Annotated in this window: 4 protein-coding genes and 1 pseudogene; 3 read left to right on the top strand and 2 right to left on the bottom strand. The window is 60.7% G+C overall.

The annotated features are described in order from the left end of the window. From AC11W3_RS15435 to AC11W3_RS15425, 3 genes are all read left to right on the top strand, one after another. Positions 1 to 718: RNA polymerase sigma factor (locus AC11W3_RS15435; RefSeq protein WP_484093302.1), on the top strand; the 718-nt coding region annotated here is incomplete at its 5' end. Further along, a complete protein-coding gene (locus AC11W3_RS15430; RefSeq protein ID WP_484093301.1) occupies positions 712 to 1,365 on the top strand; it encodes a hypothetical protein in 654 nt (217 codons plus the stop codon). The genes AC11W3_RS15435 and AC11W3_RS15430, both read left to right, overlap by 7 nt. 251 nt (positions 1,366 to 1,616) lie before the next feature. Continuing rightward, positions 1,617 to 1,886, top strand: coding sequence for a hypothetical protein (locus AC11W3_RS15425; protein WP_484093300.1), 270 nt, complete (start codon positions 1,617 to 1,619; stop codon positions 1,884 to 1,886). Between the two features lie 317 nt (positions 1,887 to 2,203). Here AC11W3_RS15425 and AC11W3_RS15420 read toward each other — a convergent pair whose 3' ends face one another. Further along, positions 2,204 to 3,763: a DHA2 family efflux MFS transporter permease subunit gene (locus AC11W3_RS15420; RefSeq protein WP_484093299.1), complete on the bottom strand. Its 1,560-nt coding sequence runs from the start codon at positions 3,761 to 3,763 to the stop codon at positions 2,204 to 2,206. Further along, positions 3,764 to 4,215 (bottom strand): annotated as a pseudogene (locus AC11W3_RS15415) (HlyD family secretion protein); the annotation flags it as partial. It lies immediately after the preceding gene.

The following is a 4,215-nucleotide window of genomic DNA, read 5'->3' as shown; positions in this document are numbered from 1 at the left end:
TCCGGCAGATGGATTTGATGCCTCTGGCTTGTCTTCAGACCTGGAGATGGTGCGGCAGGTGCTGGCAGGCGACACCAACAGCTTTGAGCTGATCATGCGCAGAAACAACCGGCGCCTTTACCGCATCGCCCGGGGCGTCCTCCGCAATGATGAAGATGCCGAGGATGCGGTCCAGGATGCCTACCTCAGGGCCTATCAAAGCCTCCACCGTTACCAGGGCTCGGGACCTTTGTCGGCCTGGCTGGCGAAGATCACCATGAACGAGGCGTTGGGACGGTTGCGCAGCAAGGGTACTGCCGGGAACATTTCCTTTGATGTGCCGGAGGAGGGGGAGGAGGCGAACTTCATGGCGCAGCTGGTTTCCAGTATGCCTGATCCGGAGCAGAACGTAGCCCGAGGGGAAGTGCGCCGTCTGGTGGAGGCGGCGATTGATGCCCTTCCTGATGTCTATCGCGTGGTCTTTATTCTTTGTGGTGTCGAGGAAATGTCGATTGCGGAAACTGCCGACTGTCTCGATGTCGACCCGGGTACTGTCAAGAGCAGGTACCACAGGGCCAAAAAGCTCCTGCAGCAGCAACTGGCCAGCCTGGTCGATGCCACCGCAGGAGAGGTGTACTCATTCGACGGAGCCCGTTGTGACAGAATTGTGTCGCAGGTGCTTCAAAGTATTGCAAATCAGAACCAGACGTTAAGCTGGAAAGGAGAACGGCAATGTTAGGGAAATTGTTGAAAGTGAATGCTTTCGTGATGATGGCTTTAGCAATGGCGTTAATGGTGTCTCCACCGTCGTTTGCCCATGAAGGTCATGCGATGGCCGCAAAGGAATCAACAAAGGCGGTGGAACTGCGGCAGACGCTGCGTGACCTTTGGATCGATCACATCTTCTGGAGCCGGAACGTAGTCCTCATGACCAGGATGGGAAGTACCCAGGGAGCCAAAGTTGCTGAAGATAACGTGGTGAAAAATGCGCGCTCCATTGCAAACGTGATGAGCCCATTTTATGGCCAGCCGGCGGCTGACAAGCTGTTCGGACTGCTGGCGGGGCACTACGGGGCGGTAAAGCAGTACATGACGGCATCGTACGCCGGGGATCGGGCGGGTAAGGAGGCCGCTGCTCAGAAGATTTCCGCCAACGCCGATCAGATCGCGACCTTCCTGAGCGGGGCGAACCCGAACTGGCCCAAGGCAACCCTGATGTCGCTGCTGACCGCTCACGGGGGCCACCACATGGCGCAGATCGATGCCTTTGCCAACAAGGACTACGCTTCCGAGGCGCAGATCTGGCAGGCCATGAAAGAGCATATGTACACCATAGCGGATGCCTTGGCCTCGGGGATAGTGAAGCAGTTCCCTAAGAAATTCTAGGCAGCTGCCAAATGCGTGCTTCGACAGGCTCAGCACGAACGGTTTTGCACGCAACCCCACTCGACAGGTCAACAGGAACTCGAGGCCACAACCTCAACAGATCAACAGGCACCTCGAGCGGGGTGCCTGTTGTTTTTGTCGCTCGCACTCTTGTCTTGTATACGGCATGGTGGATGAGCTAGAATGAGCAGCCGCCGGCAGATGGGGCAGGAGCCGGATCGCAGGCACAATAGCCGCTGAAGGGGAGGGATATGGAGACTCAAAGGGTACAGGAAAAATCGCTGTTGCAGCGCCTCTTCAGTGCCGAAACACTCATTTTCTGCGTCGGCGTCGGCTGCGTGGTCTATGGCCTGGCCGAAGGCATAAAGGTTATGCAGCTCTTCTTCGGCCTCTGCATTGTTGCCGGCAGCTTCGCGCTACGTTTGGTCAGGAAAAAGGACTGGGACGCCCACTGGGCTGAGCTGGACCGGGTCCGTCAGGCGCACGAGGCGAGGATGGCGGAGGAGAAGGAAAAGAAGTAGCGAAGTGGTGCGACAATGCCGGAAGAGGCGGGGGAGACCCCGCCTTTTTTTGTCGGCGGAGCAGGGCAGGGAACTAAAGGGCGAATCCCCCCTGTCCCCCCTTTGACAAGGGGGGGACGTATGGCCGGCGTCTTCCCGGGGCTTCGCGATGGTTGCTCGTGGGCTTTGCGGCGGTTGCTTGCGGGGGGCGCGAATGACTTTGCGGCGGTTGCTTTTCGTGCGCTCTTCGCTGGCTTGGCGGCGGGTGTTCCCCTACTTTGCGGCGCTCTTTTGGGGGACGGTTTCTTTGCGGGCCTTGCGTCTTTGCGTGAGGCGGGTTAGTGCGCAGCCGGCGGCTTCGTGTGCGGCAGCGGCTTCTTCAGCAGCAGGAGCAGGGGGATCATCACCAGGAAGGCCACTCCCACGATGAAGAAGATCCTGTTGTAGGACAGCATGTAGGACTGCTGCCTGATGGAGCCGTAGATCATGGCCAGCGCTGTCTTCTCGGCGGTCACCGCATCGGTCCCCCGGGCTATGGTTGCGGCCTTAAGCATGGCGAGCCGCGACTGCACCACCGGGTTGTACGGATCGACGTGCGCCACAAGGTTCGTCTGGTAGAACTGCGCGTAGCGCTGCAACAGGGTCGCCGAAATCGCGATGCCGACGCTCCCTCCGATATTCCTCAAGAGGCTGTAGATCCCGGTGGCGTTTCCCATCTCCTCCTTTGCTATCGTGGAAAGGGTCAGGGTCGTCAGGGGTACGAAGGTCATGGCCAGGCCGACTCCGAGCACGATGCGCGGCCAGACGAAATCGCGGTAGGCGGCCTCCATGGAGAAACGCTGCATGATGAACATGGAGACGGCGCCGATGATCAGCCCGCAGAAAACCACCTTCCTCCCGTCGTAGCGCTGGATGACGGCCCCGACGAAGGGCATGCAGACCAGGGTGGCGATTCCTCCGGGCGCGAGCACCATCCCCGCCATGGTGGCGTTGTAGCCCATCAGCGTCTGCAGGAAGAGCGGTATCAGCATGATCGAGCTGTAGAGGCAGAATCCCACCGCGAACATGATGAGGTTTCCGGCCGAGAAGGAGACGTTCTTGAAAAGCCGCAGGTTCACGATCGGGTGCGGATGGGTCAGCTCGACGTAGAGGAGCGCCAGGATTGAAATGACGGATATGGCCGAGAAGAGGAGGATGAAGGGGGAGTTGAACCAGTCCTCCTGCTGCCCCTTGTCCAGCACGATCTGCAGCGCCCCGAGGCCAACGACCAGGAGGCCCAGTCCCCAGTAGTCGATGGCGACCCTGGCCCGCTTGAGGTAGCTCGGGTCGTAGATGAAGAAGGTGGCCATGATGACGGCGACGACGCCGATCGGGATGTTGATGTAGAAGATCCAGCGCCAGTTCATGTTGTCGGTGATCCAGCCGCCGAGCGCCGGCCCGATGATGGGGCCGAACATGGCGCCGACCCCGAAGATGGCCATGGCCATCCCCTGCTGGTAAGGGGGGAAGGTCTCCATCATGATCGCCTGGCTCATCGGGATCAGGGCGCCTCCCGCCGCGCCCTGCAGGACCCTGAAGAAGATGAGGGTCTCGAGGCTGGGGGCGGCGCCGCACAGGAAGGAGGCCAGGGTGAAGAGGATGATGCAGGTGATCAGGAACCTCTTCCTGCCGAACATGCGCGCAAGCCAGCCGGTCATGGGGAGGACCACGGCGTTACTGACCAGGTAGGAGGTCAGCACCCAGGTGATCTCGTCGGTCCCGGCGTTGAGGCTTCCCTGCATGTGGGGGAGGGCGACGTTGGCCACCGAGGTGTCGACGATCTCCATGATCGCCGGAAGCATCACCGTGACCGTCACCAGCCACTTGTTGACTTGTCTTTCGTTCTCTTCCTCTACCAACTATCTCCCCCGGATCACGTCTTCGAAGCGCTTGCCGGTCATGATGGTCGGTACCACGCTCATCCCCACCCGCAGCACGTGCTGGGGATCGCTCCCCCGGTCGATGTCGATCTTCACCGGGATCCTCTGGACCACCTTGACGTAGTTGCCGGTGGCGTTCTCGGGAGGAAGCATGGAGAAGGCCGCGCCGGTACCGGCCATGATGCTGTTGACCCGGCCCCGGAAGTGCCGGCCGGGATAGGTGTCGACGCTGAAATCAACCGCCTGGCCCGGCCGCACGTCGGTGAGCTGGCTCTCCTTGTAGTTCGCCGTGATCCAGGCATCATCCAGGGTCACCAGCGCCAGCAGCGCCTGCCCCGGCTGCACGTAGTTCCCGGCCTCCACGGTCCTTCTGGTCACGTAGCCGTCGGTCGGCGCCACGATGCGCACGTAGGAGAGGTTGAGGGCCGCCG

It is taken from the genome of Geomonas sp., from assembly GCF_056994735.1.
Note: the sequence above shows the minus strand (reverse complement) of the source record. Positions and strands in the feature narration are given on the sequence as shown.

Excerpts from the sequence above, each read along its gene's own strand:
- AC11W3_RS15430 (WP_484093301.1), top strand. The coding sequence starts at position 712 with ATGTTAGGGAAATTGTTGAAAGTGAATGCTTTCGTGATGATGGCTTTA.
- AC11W3_RS15425 (WP_484093300.1), top strand. The coding sequence starts at position 1,617 with ATGGAGACTCAAAGGGTACAGGAAAAATCGCTGTTGCAGCGCCTCTTC.